This is a genomic window from Streptomyces sp. NBC_00829 (assembly GCF_045161795.1).
Taxonomy (GTDB): domain Bacteria; phylum Actinomycetota; class Actinomycetes; order Streptomycetales; family Streptomycetaceae; genus Streptomyces.
In genome coordinates, this window is record NZ_CP108867.1 from 1,114,055 (window position 1) to 1,133,186 (window position 19,132).

General features: G+C 71.6%; 18 protein-coding genes and 2 pseudogenes. 12 read left to right on the forward strand and 8 right to left on the reverse strand.

Annotated features, from left to right (window positions below; all coding sequences use genetic code 11):
* Positions 1-86: 86 nt before the first annotated feature.
* Positions 87-728 (reverse strand): hypothetical protein, encoded by a 642-nt coding sequence (locus OG293_RS04705; protein WP_405997490.1) that lies wholly within the window; start codon positions 726-728, stop codon positions 87-89.
* Positions 729-1,332: 604 nt separating this feature from the next.
* Between OG293_RS04705 and OG293_RS04710 the strand changes: the two genes are divergently transcribed.
* Both OG293_RS04710 and OG293_RS04715 read left to right on the forward strand, forming a co-directional pair.
* Positions 1,333-2,544 carry a helix-turn-helix domain-containing protein gene (locus tag OG293_RS04710; RefSeq protein ID WP_405997491.1) on the forward strand — a complete coding sequence of 404 codons (1,212 nt, stop codon included), beginning with the start codon at positions 1,333-1,335 and terminating at the stop codon, positions 2,542-2,544.
* 526 nt (positions 2,545-3,070) lie between these two features.
* Positions 3,071-3,328: a hypothetical protein gene (locus OG293_RS04715; RefSeq protein WP_405997492.1), complete on the forward strand. Its 258-nt coding sequence runs from the start codon at positions 3,071-3,073 to the stop codon at positions 3,326-3,328.
* A gap of 300 nt (positions 3,329-3,628) precedes the next feature.
* On the opposite strand, the gene OG293_RS04720 is transcribed toward OG293_RS04715, so the two are convergent.
* Positions 3,629-4,063: a YchJ family protein gene (locus OG293_RS04720; RefSeq protein ID WP_405997493.1), complete on the reverse strand. Its 435-nt coding sequence runs from the start codon at positions 4,061-4,063 to the stop codon at positions 3,629-3,631.
* Positions 4,064-4,177: 114 nt separating this feature from the next.
* On the opposite strand from OG293_RS04720, the pseudogene OG293_RS04725 reads away from it, so the two are divergent.
* A pseudogene (locus tag OG293_RS04725) lies at positions 4,178-4,252 on the forward strand (twin-arginine translocation signal domain-containing protein); the annotation flags it as partial.
* 23 nt (positions 4,253-4,275) lie between these two features.
* Positions 4,276-4,490: pseudogene (locus OG293_RS04730) on the forward strand (FAD-dependent oxidoreductase); the annotation flags it as partial.
* Positions 4,491-4,539: 49 nt separating this feature from the next.
* On the opposite strand, the gene OG293_RS04735 reads toward OG293_RS04730, so the two are convergent.
* Positions 4,540-7,836 carry an NACHT domain-containing protein gene (locus OG293_RS04735; protein ID WP_405997494.1) on the reverse strand — a complete coding sequence of 1,099 codons (3,297 nt, stop codon included), beginning with the start codon at positions 7,834-7,836 and terminating at the stop codon, positions 4,540-4,542.
* Between the two features lie 288 nt (positions 7,837-8,124).
* On the opposite strand from OG293_RS04735, the gene OG293_RS04740 reads away from it, so the two are divergent.
* From OG293_RS04740 to OG293_RS04755, 4 genes are read left to right on the forward strand one after another with little or no spacing between them, the layout of a single operon-like run.
* On the forward strand, positions 8,125-9,183 hold the full coding sequence (locus tag OG293_RS04740) for an NAD-dependent epimerase/dehydratase family protein (RefSeq protein WP_405997495.1): 1,059 nt from the start codon (positions 8,125-8,127) through the stop codon (positions 9,181-9,183).
* Positions 9,180-9,872 carry a glycosyltransferase family 2 protein gene (locus tag OG293_RS04745; RefSeq protein ID WP_405997496.1) on the forward strand — a complete coding sequence of 231 codons (693 nt, stop codon included), beginning with the start codon at positions 9,180-9,182 and terminating at the stop codon, positions 9,870-9,872. The genes OG293_RS04740 and OG293_RS04745 overlap by 4 nt, the downstream gene beginning before the upstream one ends.
* On the forward strand, positions 9,869-10,519 hold the full coding sequence (locus tag OG293_RS04750; RefSeq protein ID WP_405997497.1) for a DUF2064 domain-containing protein: 651 nt from the start codon (positions 9,869-9,871) through the stop codon (positions 10,517-10,519). The genes OG293_RS04745 and OG293_RS04750 overlap by 4 nt, the downstream gene beginning before the upstream one ends.
* Entirely contained in the window at positions 10,516-11,160 is a 645-nt protein-coding gene (locus OG293_RS04755) for a class I SAM-dependent methyltransferase (protein WP_405997498.1), read from the forward strand. The genes OG293_RS04750 and OG293_RS04755 overlap by 4 nt, the downstream gene beginning before the upstream one ends.
* Positions 11,161-11,173: 13 nt before the next feature.
* Here the strand turns inward: OG293_RS04755 and OG293_RS04760 are convergent, their stop codons facing one another.
* From OG293_RS04760 to OG293_RS04770, 3 genes are all read right to left on the reverse strand, one after another.
* A complete protein-coding gene (locus OG293_RS04760) occupies positions 11,174-11,698 on the reverse strand; it encodes a hypothetical protein (protein ID WP_405997499.1) in 525 nt (174 codons plus the stop codon).
* 111 nt (positions 11,699-11,809) lie between these two features.
* The gene (locus tag OG293_RS04765; RefSeq protein WP_405997500.1) at positions 11,810-12,199 is read right to left on the reverse strand and encodes a hypothetical protein; all 390 of its coding nucleotides are present in this window, start codon (positions 12,197-12,199) and stop codon (positions 11,810-11,812) included.
* The gene (locus OG293_RS04770; RefSeq protein ID WP_405997501.1) at positions 12,199-13,362 is read right to left on the reverse strand and encodes a molybdopterin-dependent oxidoreductase; all 1,164 of its coding nucleotides are present in this window, start codon (positions 13,360-13,362) and stop codon (positions 12,199-12,201) included. Before OG293_RS04770 ends, OG293_RS04765 begins: the two co-directional genes overlap by 1 nt.
* Positions 13,363-13,476: 114 nt before the next feature.
* Between OG293_RS04770 and OG293_RS04775 the strand changes: the two genes are divergently transcribed.
* Both OG293_RS04775 and OG293_RS04780 read left to right on the forward strand, forming a co-directional pair.
* Positions 13,477-14,892: a glycosyltransferase 87 family protein gene (locus OG293_RS04775; protein WP_405997502.1), complete on the forward strand. Its 1,416-nt coding sequence runs from the start codon at positions 13,477-13,479 to the stop codon at positions 14,890-14,892.
* A 93-nt stretch (positions 14,893-14,985) separates the two neighbouring features.
* Entirely contained in the window at positions 14,986-16,899 is a 1,914-nt protein-coding gene (locus OG293_RS04780; protein WP_405997503.1) for a M64 family metallopeptidase, read from the forward strand.
* 63 nt (positions 16,900-16,962) lie between these two features.
* Here the strand turns inward: OG293_RS04780 and OG293_RS04785 are convergent, their stop codons facing one another.
* Positions 16,963-17,199 (reverse strand): DUF397 domain-containing protein, encoded by a 237-nt coding sequence (locus tag OG293_RS04785; protein ID WP_405997504.1) that lies wholly within the window; start codon positions 17,197-17,199, stop codon positions 16,963-16,965.
* Complete coding sequence (locus tag OG293_RS04790; RefSeq protein WP_405997505.1) at positions 17,200-18,060, reverse strand: helix-turn-helix domain-containing protein; 861 nt, start codon at positions 18,058-18,060, stop codon at positions 17,200-17,202. It lies immediately after the preceding gene.
* 124 nt (positions 18,061-18,184) lie between these two features.
* Between OG293_RS04790 and OG293_RS04795 the strand changes: the two genes are divergently transcribed.
* Both OG293_RS04795 and OG293_RS04800 read left to right on the forward strand, forming a co-directional pair.
* Complete coding sequence (locus OG293_RS04795) at positions 18,185-18,673, forward strand: ATP-binding protein (RefSeq protein ID WP_405997506.1); 489 nt, start codon at positions 18,185-18,187, stop codon at positions 18,671-18,673.
* A 53-nt stretch (positions 18,674-18,726) separates the two neighbouring features.
* On the forward strand, positions 18,727-19,086 hold the full coding sequence (locus OG293_RS04800) for a hypothetical protein (RefSeq protein ID WP_406003503.1): 360 nt from the start codon (positions 18,727-18,729) through the stop codon (positions 19,084-19,086).
* The last annotated feature ends 46 nt before the right edge of the window (positions 19,087-19,132 follow it).

A 19,132-nucleotide genomic window follows, 5' to 3' on the forward strand; every position in this document is an offset into this window, starting at 1 on the left:
GTTCCGGCAGTCACCAAAGCGGCGGCGGATCGCGCGGCCGGGGGCCGCCGCGCGATCCTTGACCCCTCGGGATCAGCCGGGCGGTGCTATGCGGTGCCGACGAGCGTGGGATGCGCCGTGCCTCCGGCGGGAGTGACCACGGTGAAGTCGCCGTTGAAGGTCGGGTGGTCGCCGACCGCGGCGATGCCGGCGCAGCCGGCGCTGGCGTTGACGACGGTGAGCAGGCGGGTGCTGTTGGATACGGTCAGCACGCCCGTGGAGTTGGTGTAGGTCGCGTTCACTTCGCCGGTCACGTCGAAGGAGCAGGTCAGCACGGTGAGACCGGCCTTGACCCCGGCGATGTACCCCGTGGTCGTGCCGGTCGCCGCGTCGTAGCCGGTGGCCGTCAGCTGCCAGGCCGGGGCGGTGTCGGCGAGGGGCTCGACCGGGCCGACCGGACTGGTGCAGGGGGCGGACGCGCTGCCGAAGGCGGCGCTGGAGATGTCTCCGACATGGGCCGGGTTGCCCGTCGCGCTGAAGAGACCTCCACCGGCGGTGGCCGTCGGACAGATGAGCGGAATGCCGTTGAGGTCGAGGACCGTGTTCGTCGAGAGCGCGGAGAAGGTCTCCGGCGAGCTGGGGCCGACGGTCCAGGTCGTGGGGGCGGCGGTGGCCGGGGCGGTGGCGAAGACGATCGCGACGGTTGCGGCTCCGATGACAACCGCGAGCTTTCTGAACGGTTTTCGCACGGGGAGTTCCTCCGATTCGTCAGCGAGATGCATTGCTTGTTCAGGCGCGATCCGGGCCATGTGAGGGAAGGCATGGAGCGTGTCTTTTGAACCCTGTTCAGTGACGGTCGTCAGGATTCGGCCACGCACGATCTATGACGAGCCGAGACGTTACTTGCGGGAAACATCCGGCACAATCCCACCGCTCATGATTCTCTGGACACCTTTTTTTCCTCGTCCCCGAGCAAGGAATTCGGCCCGCCTTCTTGTCAATTGGTGCGCAATTTCGACGGCGTCGGCCGCACCCGTCCGCCTTCGGCCGCTGTGCCCTGTCACACCGGGACAGGGCACAGTCGCGGGACGCGCGTTCCGGGCCGAGGCGCCGCTCCGCGATCCCCGGCGAGCGGACCACTCGACAGCGCCTGGCCGAATCTTTTCCATTTCACGGAATCGCATCGGCGGGACTTCGTGCAAGCGCTATCTCTCCGCGCGCCAAGAGGTGTTCAGTGCCTCGCAGTTGGTCTATGTTCAGCAGCCGGAGGCGCTTCGCACCTGTCGCCGGGTGAAGCGCTTGCGGGCTCATGCTCCATCCCCACCGGGCACCGGCGAGCAAGGGGAGTCAGAGATGCCGGGAGCTGTAAACCCCTCGGACACCGGAGAGTCGCTGGGTCCGCTGCCGCAGGAGTTCGCCGCGATCCTCCGGCCCGAACTGCCCAGCCTGATCAAAGAGATCGGTATCGAGGTGACCCGCGCCTACCCGGAGTACGCCCGGCTGCTGAACGGCCCGTACGGCCACGGCATCCGGGTCGGCGTCGAGCAGAGCATCTCCGTCTTCGTCGACCAGGTCGCCGAGCCCTCCTCGCCCTCCACGCTACGGGACGAGATGTGCCGGAGGTTCGGCCGGTACGAGGCGTACGAGGGCCGCAGCCTGGACGCCCTCCAGGGCGCGTACCGGCTGGGCGCCCGGATCGCTCTGCGCCGGGCGAAGAAGGTCGGCCGGAGCTACAACCTCTCCCCCACCATGATGCTCACCTTCGCCGACGCCCTGTTCGCCTATGTCGACGAGTTGGCGGCGCTCTCCAGGGAGGGCTATCTGGAGGCGCAGTCGCGCTCCGGGGAACAGTTCGAGATCCTGCGCCGCCGGCTGCTGCACCTCCTGCTCGCCGGGCCGCCCGTGCCGCGCACGGCCATCGCGGAGCTGTCGGAGCAGACGGGCTGGCCGCTGCCCGAGCGGGTCACGCTGATCGCCCTGCGCTCCCCGGCCGTGCTGGAGCAATCGGATGTCGACAACGATGTCCTCGCCGATCTCACCGACCCGCAGCCGTATGTGCTGGTCCCGGGGCCGATCGACGCCGGGCGAAGACGCATGCTGGACGGCGCGCTGTTCGGCGCCCGGGCGGCGGTGGGCCTCACGGTGCCGCTCACCTCCGCCCACGACTCGATCCGCTGGGCGCGGCGGACGCTGGAACTCGTCGACGCCGGCATCATCGACGACCGCCCGCTGGCCCTCGCCGCGGACCACCTCGTGCCTCTGTGGCTGCTCTCCGACCCCGGGCTGCTCGACCAGCTGGCCGAGCGCGCGCTCGCGCCCATTTCCGGTCTCACTCCCTCGCGGCGGGACCGGCTGGTCGACACCCTGAGGATCTGGCTGGACACCCGCGGCACGGCGGCCCGGATGGGCGAGCTCCTCGATGTGCACCCCCAGACGGTCCGCTACCGGATGCGCAGCCTCGAGGCCATCCTCGGCGAGCAGCTCGTCGATCCCGAGCGGCGGTTCGCCATCGAGGCCGTCCTGCGCGCGCTTGAGCTGCGCGCGCGGACCGACGGCCCGCTCTGAGCGGTAGACGAGCGGCGGCCGGCCGCCTGATCCACGGCTGTCCCTTCACACGCGGAGCCCGTCGATCCGTCGTCGTCCGTACTGGCGAGGTCCCCGGTGGCGCACCACCCGTCCTGCGGCACGGATCATCATGTCCAACCGGCCACCCTGCTCCAGGACCGAAATGATCAACCCCTTGGCCACAGCGGTCACTTCGGCCGCGAAGGGCGCTCGCCGTGACGGGCCGCCACTGTCCGTCGTCGCCCGTGCGGCGCGGGACGGTCGGATGGGGAGCCTGTTCGGCGTTCGCGTAAGGTATGTCGGCGGTGCTGCCGGAGGCGGCCGGGCGAGCGGCGCTGTGAGCGCCTCTCGCACGACACCGTTGTCCCTGAAGATTTCTCCGGGCAACGGGCCATGAACGGGTGATCCGAAACGGTTGCCCCACAGAGACATCCCCGCCGCCGAACCAGGAAGCCGGTCCGGTACGTATGGAGGGGTGAGCCGCCGGCCGGCGGCTCCCGACAGAGATCGAAGAGAAGGACAAGCCGTGACCGCGTCACCCCTCATCCCCGTACCGATCCCAGATCGCGTGGCCGCGCTCATCGGCTCCTGCATGCCGGTCCACGTCCTTCATGCGGAGATCGACGCCGAGTGCGCCGTGCGCGAGGTGAACCGGTTCCGTACCCCGCTGTGCAACGAGGACCGGGCCGATCGCGAGCACGCGCTGTCCACGCTGGCCCAGGCGAACAAGATCCTCGCCGCTTACGACCCGAGGCTGACCGTCAAGCCGGGTCGCGGCTGCTGACCACCCTTCGCGTCGCGGCTGCCGGCCCCTCACACCCGTTCCGCCGCCCGCTCACCCCGGTCGCCGGATCCAGCGGCTGGTGATCGCGCGAGCCGTCTCGGGCCGTCAGATCCGCTGAGGCTCCTCCGGCCCCGCCAGGACACGGGAAGCCGGGACCGGAGCCCGCGCCGGGCTCCGGAAGGCGCGGCGGTACGCGCCCGGACCGGTGCCCACCTGGGGCTTGAAGCGGCCACGGAAAGCGGTCGGTGAGCCGAAGGCGGCCGGTGAGCCGAAGCCGACAGCACGGCCGGGGCTGCCCGCTCAGTCGAGGAACTCTCCGTCCACATAGGTCCACGCACCGCCGTGCCGTTCGAAATTGCTGCGCTCATGGAGGGCGCCCCGCTTGCCGTGGTGCCGGAAGCGGGCCCGGAAGGTGACGGTGCCCGAGGAGTGGAAAGCGCTGCCGTCCGTGGTCTCCACGATTTCCAGGCCCGCCCAGTGCATCCCCGGGTCGAGTGCGAGGTGTCTCGGCCGGGTGGAGGGGTGCCAGGTGCGCCGCAGATACTCCTCGTTCCCGGCGACGAAGGCGCTGTAGCGGGAGCGCATCAGCAGCTCGGCGGTGGGGGCGGCGGCCTCGCCCGAGTGGAAACGGCCGCAGCACTCGCCGTACGCGGCGGGAAGGCCGCACGGGCAGGGCGAGGTGTCGGTGAGGGCGGGCGCCTGGCCACGCTTGGGATGGGACCTGCGTCGGGACATGACTCCATTTTCCAGCCATTGAGCGAATGGGCCCACGCGTGGCTTCCGGGTCATGGGGGATCTCCGTAAGCTCCCGCGCCGTACGGGAAAGTTACCGTCGGTGAGGGGCTGGGGGTGGATCGGGCGGGCAGCACTCGACGCACCTTCATGGCAGGAGCCGCCGCCGTCGGCGGCACGGCGGCGCTGGCCACGCCGGGCGGCACCACCACGGCGGTGACCATGTCGCCGTGGACATCGACCTGGCGACGATGGAGGGTGCCGACGCCTCGGCCCGTGCCGACGCAACGCCCTGCTGGGCCGGGCGGGTTCGACGGCGGCGCGCTGCACGGTGAAGGCGCTCTTCCGGGCGCCCCAGGTCGAACCGCTGAAGCGGAACGATCGCTTCCGATACCGGCTGGGCCTGCGGAACGTCTTCGACCTGGGGTGAGGGGCCGCAGTCGTGGGAGGCACCACGGGCGGGTCCGGGCCGGCCGCGCCTACGTGTCGCCGACGAGCCCGCGCGCGCTCCGCAGCAGATCGGACGGAACACCGCTGAGGTCCGCGTCGGACAGGGCCGCCAGGAGCCGGGCGACCTCGGGGCGCAGATGGGCCTCCACCGCCTCGGAGCCCCGGCTCTCGGACCACAGGGCGATGAGCCGGGCCGGGTGCGCGCGTCCGAGCGCGTCGGTGTAGATGCCGGTGTACTGGTGCAGGGTGCTGTCGGAGGGATGTGCCTTCAGCGCGGTCAGCCCAGCCGTCAGCGCCAGCTCCAGACCGGCGGTGTCGAGCCGTTCGAGGGCCATCGCGTTCAGCACCATGCACACGACGTCGGCGGGAAGCCGTGCGGCATCGGTGGCCAACTGCCGGAAGACGAGACGGGCCACCCGGCGCAGGGACTCGTCGTCGAGGGCGCTCCACGGTTCGAGGAAGGTGGCACACCGCTCGTAGAGGCCGATGAGTTCGTCGTCGGACGCGCCCAGGCCGCTGGCCAGCCACAGCGCCGTCAGTCCGTTGGCGACGGATGTCGCGATGCCGCTCGACGTGCCGACGAAGGTGGTGACGGCGGGCCCCAGCCGTTCGAAGACCGGGTCCACGGCGTGCAGGAGGACCGCGTCGTTGGTGCCGCCGGACACCGCCATCTTGTGCCGGATCTGGTCCGGGTAGGGGCGGGCCCAGCTGACCCTTCTGCTGCGCAGTTCGTCGCCCGGCGGGCGGCCGTACAGCCAGTAGGCATCCACCGGCTCCGGGGAGTCGAGGAGGTCCTCGGCCGGCTGGATGTCGAGCTCCCGCCCGGCTCCGTTCCAGGTGCGACGGATGCTCAGCGCCAGCGCGAAGTCCGTCCACTCCGGCTCGGTGAACGCCGCCCGCCACAACAGCACGCGCCGGTGCCAGATACCCGCGGGATCGTCCCCGCCCGGGAACACCTCGCTCGCCCTGACCCCTCCGGTGACCAGGACGGTGAGCATCAGCAGATTGGCACCGTAGAGGCCGTGCCGCGACGATGTGGCCCGTACGGCCGGGCGGTACTCGGCGTACCGGTGCTCGGTGCGATTGCGGTGGTCGGCCATGACCGTGACGAGGAGGTCGCCGAGCCGCTCCCTGTCCTGCACATCGATACGCCGGATCCTGGCGCCGACGAAGCGGAGCATCTGCCGGGACGAGAGCGGCGCGTACGACAGCAGTACGTACAGCAGGTCGTCGTCGACACATGCATGGCCGAGGGAGAGTGCCGGACGCTGGTCGAGGAGCCCACCCAGCAGCTGCACCGCGAGCCGGGCGGCGAGGTACTCACCGAAGGTGGCGTGGAGGAACTCATAGGTCGCCAGCTGCTGTTCGTCGCGGACGGCCTGGGCGCGCTGGACGAAGAAGAACCGGCCGAGGGCGATCTCGCCCTGGTCCAGAGGTGCGCGGAACCCGTCGCGTGCGGGTTCGGCGCGGCCGAGCAGCGCGGCGAGGTCCTGCTCCGCCTCGGCCGTGGTGATCCACTGGCGGCGGCGGTTGAGCATGCCGAAGGAGATCAGGGACAGCCGCTGAAGCTCCTGCTCGGCGCGCCGCGTCAGCTGGGCGGCGGTGCACCCCGCGGCCGACTTGCCGACCTCGCGGACGGCGAAGGACGCCAGCAGTTCTTCGTACAGTTCCGCCTCACCGAGTGGCTCGTCGCCCTCGGATCCGCGCTGAAGGGCGTTCTCGGCGGCGTCGTACAGGGCGAGCATCATCAGCAGGAGCGGCTGAGAGGCCAGTACCTGATGGCGTACGGCGACGGCGGCGGGCAGCGGACGCAGCCCGCGTTCGGTGAGATAGGGCGCGTTGAGGCGGTTCCACAGGTCGAGCCAGCGCTCGATCTGCTGCCTGTGGAAGGGTTCGAGCCGCAGCGCCACCGAGCCCTCGGGATAGCGAGCCCGGTCCGCGACGGCGGTCCGGCTGGTCACCAGTGCGAACACCGGCCGCCCCTGGTCCGCCTCGCGCTCCTGGAAGCGGGCCACACGTTCCAGATAGTCGGACTGGCTGACGCCGGTGGCCTGGAGAAGTTCGTCGAAGCCGTCGAAGAGCAGCACGGGCACGGCCCCGTCCGCCGCGCGCACCAGCTCCGGCCAGGAGACCCGCTCGCCGGTCGCGGCCCGCACGGCGTGCTCGATCTGGTCCTGGATGTCGGCGTCGGCCGGCACTTCGCGCAGGATGACGCGGACGGGCAGATAGCCGGCGGAGGGCAGCCGGGCCGCAAGGATCTTGGTCAGCACGGACTTTCCGGCGCCCGGCTGGCCGAGGACGACCAGCGGGGCGGCGGTGGAGGCGACCGAGGTGAGGACGCCGGCCAGGTACTCGGTGAGGTCGGACCGCACCGGCTCGGACTCCCACCAGACCTCCTCGGCCGGGCCCAGGGCGCCGTCGAGCACGGCACGGACGCGGAAGTCGGGATCGACGTACCCCTCGCCGAGGGTGGGCAGCAGCATGCCCTTGGGCGCCTGGCCCTCGGAAAGGATCGGCCGTGCCAGCGCGGCGCGGTAGCCGGTGGCGAGGGAGGCCGCGGCGTGGCCGAGGGGGCTCGGGACCGAAAGGCCGGCGAGGACGGCCTCGATGCCCGCGAGTGCCTGGCGGACCGAGACCCGGGTCGCGCGGTGCTCGACCTGGCCGGACCAGAATCCGAACTCCGGTACTTCCGAGGCGAGTTGGGCGTACAGCTCTTCGTAGCGCTCAACAGCTCCCAGGGCGAGCAGCCGGTACAGCGCATCCCGCGTGGTCTCGCGCTCCGCGTGGTTCAGCCGGTCCCACACGGCCATCCCGCGGATGAACAACAGCAGCCGCCGCGAGGCCTCGAAGTACCAGGAACGCAGTGCCTCCAGGACCCGCTCGTACGGCAGATGGGGAGCGGGCTGCGGTGCCCCGACCCCGAGGAGCGCCCGGACGAAGGCCCGTCCGTCCTCGTCCGACCCGGCGATGCCGATCTGGTCCCGGCGCGTGAGGTCCAGCTCCTCAAGACGGAAGGCCAGCTCCAGTTCTCCCAGTGCCTCGAAGTACGCGGTGACGACGAGCACCGTGTGCGCCGCCGCGAGCCGCTCGGTGCGCGATGCGCGGTCGGCCGACCCGAGGCGCCCCCTGAGGCCCGTCGTCAGATCCCGCCCGAGCCGCAGGATCCTCCCCTGCGCGTCGAACACGCTCAGCACCGTGTCGCTGACGCCGCCCGTCGCCATCGACAGGGCCCCGCCGAGCGCCCGGTCAGCCGCCGCGAGAGCCGTACTGTCTCCTGTCAGAATCGTCACCGCGTCGCTGTAGCTGAGCAGTTGTCGTCCTCGCACCGATCCCCCGGCCCCTCGTCCCCACTGTCCGCGTCCGGTCTATCACGCAGGGGCGGGCCGGTGTGCCCGGGTGGCCCAGCCGGGTACACCGCGGCCTTTGCCCACCGAGCCAGGCGTGAGCTCCCCACGCCTCCCTGCCGCACATGTCACTGCCGGTGAGGCGCGGGAGAGCGGGCCCCGCCGGGTCCTCGCCGCGCGGCGAGGACGCGGCGGGGAAGTCCTTACGGACCTGTGACGACACGGCGCGCAGTGGCGATCACCGTGTCTTGCGGCCGTAGCGTCGCCGGTATGCGTGTACTCGTCACAGGAGGCGCGGGCTTCATCGGCTCGCAGGTCGTCGCGGCTCTGACCGCCCGCGGCCATGAACCGGTCGTGCTCGACGCCCTGCTCCCCTCGGCCCATCCCGAACCTCCGCCGCCACTGCCCGGCGCCGAGTGGATTCTCGGGGACCTACGAGACCGCGAGGTGACGGCTCGGGCCCTGCGCGGTGTGGGCGCGGTCTGCCATCAGGCCGCGATGGTCGGGCTCGGCAAGGACTTCGCCGACGCACCGGAGTACGTGAGCTGCAACGACCTCGGCACGGCCGTGCTCCTCGCGGCGATGGCCGAGGCCGGTGTGGCCGCGCTGGTGCTGGCCGGCTCGATGGTGGTCTACGGCGAGGGCCGTTACGACTGCCCGCTGCACGGCCGGGTGCGTCCCGGCCCGCGCGCCGCTGCCGATCTGGCGGCAGGGCGGTTCGAGCCCCGGTGCCCCGGCTGCGGCGCCGGGCTGGCGCCCGGCCTGGTGGGTGAGGACGCGCCGACGGACCCGCGCAATGTGTACGCGACGACGAAGCTGGCCCAGGAGCATCTGGCCGCGGCGTGGGCCCGGTCCGCGGGCGGCCGTGCCGTCGCGCTTCGGTACCACAATGTGTACGGACCAGGGATGCCGAAGGACACCCCGTACGCGGGCGTGGCCTCCTTCTTCAAGTCCGCCCTCGAACGGGGCGAGGCGCCCCGCGTCTTCGAGGACGGGCGGCAGCGGCGGGACTTCGTCCATGTGCGGGATGTCGCGGACGCGAACGTGATCGCGCTGGAGGCGGTGCACGTCCGGGAGCCGGGCGTGCTCAGTTCGTACAACACGGGCAGCGGGACACCGCACACGGTCGGCGAGATGGCGGACGCTCTCGCGTCGGCCCACGGCGGTCCCGCGCCCGTCGTCACCGGTGAGTTCCGGCTCGGCGACGTACGGCACATCACCGCGGACTCCCGGCGGCTCAGGTCCGACCTGGGCTGGCAGCCACGGACCGGATTCGCCGAGGGAATGGCGGAGTTCGCGGCCGGCGGGCTGCGGGGTGCGGGGTCATGACAGCGCGTGCAGTCGCCGATGTGGTCCTGCCCTGTCTGAACGAGGCCGAGGCCCTGCCCTGGGTGCTCGGCCGGATCCCGCCCCGCTGGCGCGCGATCGTCGTCGACAACGGGTCGACGGACGACTCGGACCGGATCGCGCGGGCTCTGGGTGCGCGCGTGGTGCGCGAGGAGCGCCGCGGCTTCGGCGCCGCGTGCCATGCCGGGCTGCTGGCGGCCGAGGCCGAGTTCGTCTGCTTCTGTGACTGCGACGGCTCACTGGATCCGGGGCTGCTGGCAGGTTTCGTACGCCGTCTCGCCGACGGCGAGAGCGATCTGGTGCTGGGGCGGCGACGGCCCGAGGGACGGGGTGCGTGGCCGCCACACGCGCGGGCCGGGAATCTGGCGCTGGCGCACATGCTGCGCCGGCGCACCGGTCTGCGACTGCGCGATCTGGGGCCCCTGCGCGCGGGACGTCGTGAGGAACTGATGGCCCTCGACCTGACGGACCGCCGCAGTGGCTATCCGCTTCAGATGGTGGTCCGCGCGGCGGACGCGGGCCTGCGGGTGACGGAGGTGGACGTCCCTTATCTGCCGAGGTCGGGGAAGTCGAAGGTGACGGGAACGTGGCGGGGAACATGGCAGGCGGTACGGGACATGAGCGCGGTGCTGGCGGAGCCGGCGGGCACGAGGGGAACTGGTGCCCGGTGAACGGCCCGAACGCCGATCCTGCTCGCGGCACTGTGCTGGTCGTCGCCAAGGCCCCGGTGCCCGGACGGGTCAAGACCCGGCTGTGTCCCGCGTACACGCCCTCGGATGCGGCGCGGCTCGCCGAGGCCGCGCTCGCCGACACGCTGGATGTCGTGCTGGCCGCTCCCGTGGGCCGCCGGGTCCTGGTGCTCGAAGGGCGGCCCGGAGACTGGCTGCCCGAGGGCTTCGAGGTCGTGCCACAGTGCGCGGGCGGGCTCGACGACCGGCTGGCGCACGCCTTCGGGCTGTGCGAGGGGCCGGCGCTGCTCCTCGGGATGGACACCCCGCAGGTGACCGTCGGACTTCTCCTGTCGGGACTGGAACTGAGTGGGCGCCAGGCGTCCTTCGGTCCCGCCGACGACGGCGGGTTCTGGGCGCTGGGCATGGCCGAGCCCGATCCTGCGCTGCTGAAGGGCGTGCCGATGTCCGTGCCGGAGACGGGCGCCGTGCAGCGGCGCCGGCTGCTGCGTGCCGGTCTCGCGGTGCGCCAGTTGCCGGTGCTGCGGGACGTCGACACGGCGGAGGACGCACGGTTCGTCGCCGCGCAGGCCCCGCACAGCCGGTTCGCCGGGGAGTTCCGCGCGCTCACCGGGACAGGGGCCCGATGACCGCGACCGCCTGGCAGGCCGATCCGTACACCGATGCGCTGCGCGCCGGCCGTGGTCCGCTGTTCCTGCGCCGGCCCGACGGCTGGCTCCTGCCGCTGGAGGTCGAGCGCTGGTGCGCCGACCCGGACGCCGCCGATCTCACCGTCGTCGAGCGGTGCAGGGGCGCGGTGCTCGACATCGGGTGCGGGCCCGGTCGGCTGGTCGCGGCGCTCGCCGCGCTGGGGCAGCCGGCACTCGGCATCGACGTGAGTTGCGAGGCGGTGGCCCGCACCGTGCGCCTCGGCGGCAGCGCACTGCACCGCTCGGTCTTCGATCCGCTTCCCCGGGAGGGGAGTTGGGGCACGGCTCTGCTCATCGACGGGAACATAGGGATCGGCGGAGACCCGCGGGCGCTGCTCGCCCGGGTGTCACGGCTGGTCGCCGAGGACGGAGTACTGCTGGCCGAGACCGCTCCGCACGAGGTCGACGAACGCGTCCAGGTGCGGGTCTACGACGGCAGCGCGCAGGGCTCGGCGTTCCCCTGGGCGCGGGTGGGGACCCCGGCGCTGCTCGACTACGCGCGTTCGGCGGGGTGGACGGTTCCCGAGGTGGACCGCTGGACCGTGGCGGGCCGTACGTTCGTCGCGCTGCGCCGCGCCTGAGGGGACGGCGGCCTCAGACGAGGGCCCGCTGCCGGGTGGTCGTGTACACCCGAGGCGGGCGGAGTTCGGGAGGCTGCTGCTCCTGCTCGACGTGGCCCTCCCAGAGCAGAACGCCGTGCTCCCGCTCCCAGGAGGCCGTCTGCCAGCCCCGGATCAGCGAGGCCGTGCCATGGACGAAACAGAACACGACGGCCAGCGGCTCGAAGCAGGCGACCGCCGTCGCCCCGACGGTCCAGAGCCCGAACACCCGCCCGGAGGACTGCCTCAGCTGCCGGCTGAGCTGCGCGGGGGTGCCCAGTGCTCGCACGGGGTCGGCGAGCGGAACGGCCGCCTCGAACATGGGCAGATCGCCCCGCTGCAGCAGCCTGGTCGTGGTGAGCCAACGCCATAGGAGCCCCCAGACGGGGATCGCGGCGAGCGCCCACCAGCTGCGCGGCGAGAGGGGGCCGTTGACGGCGACTCCCACTCCCCCGGCGATCACTCCGGCGGCGGTGACCGCCGTGCCGTACGAGAATTCCTTGTGCGCGAACCTGATCATGACCCCGTCCCCCGCGCTCGTCCGCGTGCCCGCCCTGGACGGGCACCCGATCTCACTGTGCCCCGGGGTTGGTACTGATCGAACACGTCGGACGAAGGGTTCGCCGGCTGTTCAGCGCCGCGGCACCCGGAGCCGCACCCATCGCAGCACGAGCACCACTGCCGTGACCACGGCCACACCGGCGAGGGCGAGCAGCCAGTTGCGGAGGTAGTCCAGCGGCAGCACCGTGGGGTTGTTCGGCGCTCCGGGCCGCAGCAGCACCGGCAGCGCGACAAGCGTCAGCGCACCGGCCACCACCAGAGCGCCGCGCACCGTGCGCCTGGCGGGGACCGCCGCGAGGAGCAGTCCGACACCGAGCACCAGCGGCGCGACGACGCCGTCGTGGAGGACGATCGCTCCGGCCAGCCACAGCGCCACGTCGCTCAGCTGCCCGCCCCTCAGCAGCAGCGTGCCGCCGACGGCCATGAGGGCGAGGCCCACCGCGCCTGTCACGATCCGCATCAGATGACCTCCATCCTGGTGACCCACTTGGTCTGCAGCACGCCGGGCCGGTTCGGGGCGATGATGCGCGCCGGGAAGCCGTGGTCGAGTGAGAGCACCTGTCCGTTGAGGCGCAGGGCGAGCAGGGTCAGCGGATCACGGGTGTAGTCGCCGCCCATCTCCATCACCCGGTACGAGCCGCGGCGCTCCAGCGACACCACGCGTATCGCCGCGCCGGGCCGAGCACCGGCCCGCTCCAGCAGGTCCCGTACGCGGACGCCGGTCCACCGGGCCGACTTGCTCCAGCCTTCGACACAGGCGATCGGCAGGGTCACCGTGTGCTGGCGCATGGCCTTGAGGTCGTCGAGGGTGAGCTCGTAGGAGGAGCCCTCGCCGTGCAGGGTCAGCCTCCAGTGCTCGGTGCTCACACCCGCCAGTCCGGCCGCGGCGGCCGTGCGGTTCACGGGCAGCCCCTGCGTGCCGTGGTCCGGGTGTCTGGGCGCGAGCAGGTCGAAGCGCCCCAGCGGGGTGAAGGACTGGCCGACGGTCGTCAGGGTGACGGCGCCCACCGCGGCGGCGACGCCGGTCAGCAGTGAGCGCCGGTCCGGCCCCTCGTCCGCGGGCAGTTCGAGAGTGCCGGGTGAGCGCAGGGTCCAGTGGGCCCTGATCTGCGGGTACTTGACCGCGATGTGCAGGACGAGCGCGCCGACGAGCAGCCAGGCGACGGCGAAGTGCACCGGCACGAAGGAGAAGGGCCACGGGTACCACTGGACGGTGTTGAGCAGTCCGATGAAGAGCTCGAAGACGGCCGCGGCGACCAGCACGGCGACGGACAACCGCTCCAGCGCATGGCGTACGGAGGTCAGCGGCGGCCGGACGAACAGTCGTGGATAGACGGTCCACAGCTTGGCCGTCAGAAGGGGAATCGCCGCGATTCCGCTCGCGACATGCAGTCCCTGCGTCACCCGGTAACCCCAGTAGGGGCGGCTCGGCAGTTCGTTCGCGAGCCACGGCGGAGGGTGCTGGAGATAGTGGCTGATCACGCCTGTGATGAAGCAGACGGTGATCGCCGCGCCCAGCCAGCGGCCGATCGCCGTGGCCGTGCGGGCGTCGTGCAGCTTGCCCGAGAAGGTGGGAAAGGGGGACACGGACGGTCTGGGCGGTCGAGGCGGACGGATCTTCATGGCTTCCATGAGACCTCGGCCGGGGCCTGCGCGGACCGCGTGACACCTTACGGAATGCGGACGTCGGCGGACGGCTCCCGCTCCGGGCCCGTTCCGGCTGCGACGCTGAGTGCTGTGATCAACCCGCGCACTCTCACCGCCGGCGTCCTGGTGTCGGGCCTGACGGCCGCTCTCGCCCGGACCGTCCTCAAGGACGGCTATTTCACCGATTCCATCGGACTGTCGTGGTGGTACGCCGTCTGCTGGGCGCTGTTCGCCGCGGCGGTGATCGCCGTGCGCGGGGCTCCGCCGCGCCATGCCGTGGCCCTGGTGATCGCAGGTGGCGTTGCGGTCGCCGCGACCGGGCTGCTCGCTCCCCCGCGGACCAGTACGGACGCGTACCGCTATGCCTGGGACGGCAGGGTGCAGGCGGCCGGGATCTCACCGTACGACCATGCTCCCGCCGATCCGGCGCTGACGGAGTTCCGCGACGGCTGGCTGTTCCCGACCGGTGCGCAGTGCGTGGGACCCGGCCGGGCGGGCATCCCGGGGCCGCGGGACACGGTGCACTGCACCCGCATCAACCGGCCGCAGGTGCACACCATCTATCCGCCGGTGGCCGAGGGATACTTCCTGCTCGTCCACGAACTGACGCCGGACGGCTCACGCCACAAGGGGCTCCAGGTCGGCGGGGCACTGCTGTCGCTGGGCACCACCGCCGCGCTGCTGCTCGTCCTGCGGCGGCGCGGCGACCCGCGCCTCGCGGCGTACTGGGCGTGGTGCCCGGTCGTGCCCGTCGAGGCGGTGAACAACGCGCATGCCGATGTCCTCGGCGCGCTGCTGACCGTGGTGGGCCTGGGGGTGCTGGTGCGGCGGCGGATCGTGGGCGGGGCGCTGCTCGGCGCGGCGATCGCCACCAAGCTGCTGCCCGCCGTGGTGCTGCCCGGCGCGCTGGCGGGCGTCCGGCGGGTGCGGGACGTGGCGGCTGTGCTGCTGCCCGCGGTGTCCGTGGTGGCGCTGACCTATCTGCCGTACGTCCTGGTCTCGAAGGGCTCCGTACTGGGCTATCTCAGCGGATACACGCGGGAGGAGGGGTACGACGATCCCTCGTCCCGCAACCGCTATGCGCTGCTTCGGCTGGTGGTGCCCGACGACTGGGCGCTGCCGGCCGTGGCCGTCGTGATGCTCGCCGTGATCGCCCATGTTCTGCTGCGCGGTGATCCCGGACGCCCGTGGAGCGGATCCTTGCTGGTCACCGGCTGGGCCTTTCTGCTGCTGACGCCCGGTTACTCCTGGTATGCACTGCTGCTGGTGGCCCTGGTGGCTCTCGACGGCCGGTGGGAGTGGCTCGCCGTGGCGGTCGCCGGCGCGGTCAAGTACGTCACGGTGATGGGCGACACCGATCCGCAGGCCGCGGGTACATGGGTGTACGGGGTGGCAGCCGGCGCGGTACTCACCGGCTGCGTCCTGCGAGCCCGCCGGGGCCGGTGGTCCGGGACGGATGCCCCGGTCCGCGAGGTGGGCACCGCCGCCGCCCGGACGGTCCGGTAGCGGCCCGAGCGAAAGGCGTCACCCGCTCCACCGCCATCGCGGCCAACTCCGCTGTCTTTACGTCTCGTTGGGCCGGTCGTACGCTCCGGCCTCATGACCTCACCCGGCTTACGACCCCGAAGACTGACGCTGCTCGCCACCGCGGGCGCGCTGCTGGCCGGCTGCCTGCTGGGCACCGCCCCCTCCGCCACCGCGGACCCGCGCCCGGCAGCCGTGACCGAAGCGGCCACCGTCGTCCGCGTCCAGACCACCGGTCCCGCCGACAAGCGCTTCAACATCATCCTTCTCGGCGACGGCTACACCGCCGACGAGATGCCGGCCTTCCGCGCCGATGTCGACAAACACCTCAATGTGCTCTGGTCCACCGAGCCCTTCGCCTCGTACCGCAGCTACGTCAACGTGTGGGCGGTGGAGGTCCCTTCCGCCGAGTCAGGGGTGGACTGCGACCCCGGCCTCGGCTCCCCGCGCCGCGACACCGCGCTGGACATGGGCTTCTGGGGCGGCTGCGACGCGGGCAGCGTGCAGCGCCTGCTCACCGTGGACAGCGGTGCGGCTACGTCGCTCGCCGACCTCGTCCCCGGCTCGTCGGGCGCCAACCGGCAGATCGTGGCGCTGGCCCACAGCGACACCTACGGCGGCGCGGGCGGCACCTTCGCCACGGCGTCCGGCGGCAACGCGCTCTCCTCCCTCATCACCCCGCACGAGATCGGACACTCGCTGGGCAAGCTCCAGGACGAGTACGACTACTACGCGCGGGGCGTCGCCGGCGGTGCGTACGAGGGCGGCGAGCCGTCCTCGGCGCACCACACCCTGCTCACCGCGGAGCAGATGACACAGCAGCGCGCCAAGTGGTGGCGCTGGCTCGGCGAGCGCAGCGAGTCGGGCGGGGTCATCGGCCGGTTCGAGGGCGGGATGTACAGCACCAAGAGCGTCTGGCGGCCCAGCAAGCACTCGATCATGAAGACCCTCGGGTACGCCTTCGACCAGGTCGGGCGCGAGGTGATGACGCAGAAGATCTCGGCCAAGGTGAATCTCGTCCAGGCCCACGCCCCGAACACCGCCACCATCGGTGACGACCGGACCGTGTGGGTTGAGACGCTGCATCCGGTGGCCGGCGCGCTCGATGTCGTCTGGCGCCTGGACGGCGGTGTGCTGCGTGAGGTCGGTGACGCCCGCACGCTGGATCTGCGCGGCCTGAGGCTCGCCCGGGGCACGCACACCCTGACGGCCACCGTCACCGACCCGACACCCTTCGTGCGCGATCCCGCGATCCGCGCGTCCGCGGCGCTGACCCGCACGGTCGCCTGGAGCGTGGACACGGAGGTCACCACGCCGCGCGAGCCGGTGGCCGCCGCCTTCACCGGCCACACCGGCACCACGGCTCCGGTGGGCGCGGCGACGGTCGTGTACGCCGACACCACACACCCCGCCGACCGCACCCTCGCGCTGCGCTGGACGCTCGACGGCCGCCCGGTGGACACATCCCGCAACGACCGCGATCTCGATCTGCGAACGCTGCGCCTGCGCCCCGGCACCCACACCCTGAGCGCCCGCATCGACGGCACCCTCACCTCGCTGACCTGGACGGTGGACGCGGCACCCGCGACGGGCTCCTACGCGCTGTCCAGGCCACTGCGCACGGTGCACCGGCCCGGCAGGCCCGTGGAGTACGTCTTCGACGGCCCGTTCACGATGAAGCTGACGGCCGGCGACGACCGGGAGGGCTCCGCGGTGTCGCAGTTCCGGGTAGACGGCGACGGCTGGCAGACGTACTACGGCTGGCCGACCGACGCCGACGCGCCGTACCGCTTCACCCCGAGCGGCACGGTCATCGACCACCTCGTCCATGGAAAGCTCGGCACCACCCGCGCGGTGCCCTGGGACGACGCCACCCCCGACTACGGCACCCACACGATCGAGTACCGGACCATCGACCCGGCCGGAAATGTCTCGGCGCCGAAGTCGTTCCTCGCGACACTGCTCCCGCCGGGAGCAGCGAAGCCCTGATCGGCCGTGTCCTCCCTGAGCGAGGGGACGGATGGCCGGGCGGCCGACCGCCCGGCCGGGGCGTCAGGTCAGCAGGAAGTCCGCCTTCCCCGACTTGGCGCCCTGAATGAACGCGGCCATCTCACTGGAGCTGTAGATCAGCGCGGGGCCTTCGGGGTCCGCCGACTGGCGCACCGCGACCCGGCCGTCGGCCAGCTTCATGGTCTCGAAGCAGTTGCCGCCGTTGCCGCCGCTCCACGGCTTGTGCCAGCCCTCTTCACCCAGCTCAGCGGCAGGCATGCCGTTGTATATGCGTTTCATTCACAGCTCCTTGCGGAGATCCCTGAGGATCTCCTTCGTGCGTTGCGCAGTCGCGGCCTGAGCCGCCATGCGGTCCAGAACCTCCAGATGCGAGGCGACCTCGGGGCGCGCGTCCAGATAGACGGCGCCGGTGAGGTACTCGCTGTAGACCATGTCCGGGAGCTCGGGGACGGCGAACCGGAAGAGGACGAACGGCCCATAGGTGCCGGGGTGATGTCCGGTCGCGAACTCCGCAATCTGCAGGGTGACATGGGGCAGCCCGGCGCCTTCGAGCAGTCGGTCGATCTGTGCTCTCATGACACCGGGGCGGCCGACGGGCCGGCGGAAGACCGTCTCGTCCATGATCACCCATAGCCTGGGTGCGTCGGGGCGGGTGAGCAGTGCCTGGCGTTCCATCCGCAGCGCCACATGGCGCTCGATGTCGGCCGGATCGGTCTGGCCGACGGCTCCGCCGAGCATGATCGCCCGGGCGTATTCCTCCGTCTGCAGCAGACCGGGCACGAAATGCGGCTCGTAGGCACGGATGAGGGAGGCAGCGCCCTCCAGGCTGACGTACATGCTGAACCAGCCCGGCAGAACGTCATGGAAGCGCTGCCACCAGCCGGGCTTGTTGGCCTCTTCGGCGAGCTCGATGAAACCGCGGGCCTCGTCGTCGGTGATTCCGTACGCGTTCAGCAAGAGCTGGACATACGGGATCTTCAGCGCGACCTCGGCGGTTTCCATCCGCCGGATGGTGCCCGCGGCGACGCGAAGGACCTTTGCCGCTTCCTCACGCCTGAGCCCTGCCCGTTCCCGCAGATCCTGCAAGCGCTTGCCGAGAACGACCTGGCCTACCGTGGGGGCGGACCGCGGTTCACTCACTTCGTGTCCTCCCCACGTGCTGTTGCCAGCAGTGTGCCACGCGCCCGCATCGATGAATATGCCCACTCTGAAATCTTCAGAGTGGGCCTTGCCAAGGTGACCTTTACAACGAGAGAGTGGGCGGGTGAACCGTGACGCGCTCACCGCCGCCCACCTGGCCCCGCGCTCCGGAGCCGACCAGCACAGGTACGGCTTCGAGCTGCCGGCGCGCGTCGAATTCGTGTCCAGAGCCAGGGGCCTCGCCCGCCGACGGCTGCATTCCTGGGGCATAGGCGGAGACGTCCACGACACGGCCATGCTGGTCGTCTCCGAACTGGTCACCAACGCGGTCGTGCACACCGACAGTCACCTCGTGGCCTGTGAGCTGCTCAATGGCGCCGAGCGCCTGCGCATCACCGTGCAGGACCAGGGCTCCTCGCCCGCAGCCCCGCATGTGTGCCACGGCCTTGAGGAGGAGCGCGGGCGCGGACTGCTTCTGGTCGAGGCGGTGAGCAGCGCCTGGGGTGCGTACGAGTCGCAGCACGGTCCCGGCCGTATCGTCTGGGCCGAGCTGCCGCACGCGCCCGTTCCCTTCGGTTCCGTCTTTCCGCCGGGGCCGGAGAGGCCGTGCTGAAAGACCTGGCGAAGCTGCTCTTCCGGGGAGGTCGCCGCCACGGCGAGCCCTCGATGACGCTGCTCGCCCTGCCGCCCGGGCTTCCGGCGCATCTGGGCTGCGACGCCGTGGGTGTACCCGCACGCCACGGCTCCCGGCTGCTCGGCAGGCTGCCGAGGAACGGCTGTGTCTTCGCCGACACCCACTGGTGGTGGTGGATCGTGCCGGCCGGCTCCGACCTGGAGCTGACCTGGCCGCTGCCCTCGCACTACGCCCGCGGGGCGTACGTACCGGCGATCAGCCCTCGGCTGATCCGGTGGCCCGACGACGACAGCCCGTACACCCCGCCGATCCCCCTCTATCTGATGGCCTGCCAGCTCACCGGAACGGCTCCGCTGTGGACCGCCGGCGTCGGCAGCGCGAGGGGCGCCTGACTTGACCGGAGTTCAGGCCCGGCCCTCTTCGCGGCGACCGGGCGGA

What these genes read in the sequence shown, in the direction of transcription:
- OG293_RS04710 (WP_405997491.1), top strand. Translation starts at nt 1,333, where the DNA reads ATGCCGGGAGCTGTAAACCCCTCGGACACCGGAGAGTCGCTGGGTCCG.
- OG293_RS04720 (WP_405997493.1), bottom strand. Translation starts at nt 4,063, where the DNA reads ATGTCCCGACGCAGGTCCCATCCCAAGCGTGGCCAGGCGCCCGCCCTC.
- OG293_RS04740 (WP_405997495.1), top strand. Translation starts at nt 8,125, where the DNA reads ATGCGTGTACTCGTCACAGGAGGCGCGGGCTTCATCGGCTCGCAGGTC.
- OG293_RS04745 (WP_405997496.1), top strand. Translation starts at nt 9,180, where the DNA reads ATGACAGCGCGTGCAGTCGCCGATGTGGTCCTGCCCTGTCTGAACGAG.
- OG293_RS04755 (WP_405997498.1), top strand. Translation starts at nt 10,516, where the DNA reads ATGACCGCGACCGCCTGGCAGGCCGATCCGTACACCGATGCGCTGCGC.
- OG293_RS04760 (WP_405997499.1), bottom strand. Translation starts at nt 11,698, where the DNA reads ATGATCAGGTTCGCGCACAAGGAATTCTCGTACGGCACGGCGGTCACC.
- OG293_RS04765 (WP_405997500.1), bottom strand. Translation starts at nt 12,199, where the DNA reads ATGCGGATCGTGACAGGCGCGGTGGGCCTCGCCCTCATGGCCGTCGGC.
- OG293_RS04770 (WP_405997501.1), bottom strand. Translation starts at nt 13,362, where the DNA reads ATGAAGATCCGTCCGCCTCGACCGCCCAGACCGTCCGTGTCCCCCTTT.
- OG293_RS04780 (WP_405997503.1), top strand. Translation starts at nt 14,986, where the DNA reads ATGACCTCACCCGGCTTACGACCCCGAAGACTGACGCTGCTCGCCACC.
- OG293_RS04785 (WP_405997504.1), bottom strand. Translation starts at nt 17,199, where the DNA reads ATGAAACGCATATACAACGGCATGCCTGCCGCTGAGCTGGGTGAAGAG.
- OG293_RS04800 (WP_406003503.1), top strand. Translation starts at nt 18,727, where the DNA reads ATGACGCTGCTCGCCCTGCCGCCCGGGCTTCCGGCGCATCTGGGCTGC.